This window comes from Kitasatospora putterlickiae (assembly GCF_039527695.1).
Classification (GTDB): domain Bacteria; phylum Actinomycetota; class Actinomycetes; order Streptomycetales; family Streptomycetaceae; genus Kitasatospora; species Kitasatospora putterlickiae.
The window spans coordinates 24,308-24,595 of the sequence record NZ_BAAAKJ010000344.1 but is presented as its reverse complement, the minus strand read 5'-3'; the positions used below and the strand labels follow the sequence as shown (position 1 = coordinate 24,595).

At 77.8% G+C, this 288-nt stretch carries 1 protein-coding gene; it reads left to right on the top strand.

All coding sequences use genetic code 11. The features are described 5' to 3' along the window. Window positions 1-288, top strand: a 288-nt coding sequence (locus ABD308_RS32035; RefSeq protein WP_344342882.1) for a hypothetical protein, incomplete at both ends; no start/stop codon positions are given.

The following is a 288-nucleotide window of genomic DNA, read 5'->3' as shown; positions in this document are numbered from 1 at the left end:
CCGATGGTGGTGTCGCGGACCGCGGTGCGCACCAGCCGGGTGGTGGAGCGCTCCTCCAGGGCGACGGCCGGCTGTTCGTCGTCCTGCCGGCCGCTCCGGCCGTCGCCGTCGCCCCCGAGGTCGACCGCGCCAACCTCTGGCTGGCCACCGGCCCCGTCGACGAGGGCGGGCTGCGGAACCTGGTGCGCGAGAAGATCGCCAACGGGACCGGGCAGAGCACGCTGGCCGCCGCCACCGCGGGGGCCGACGGGCTGCCGGACGGCTACACCGTGCGCACCAGCGCGGCGG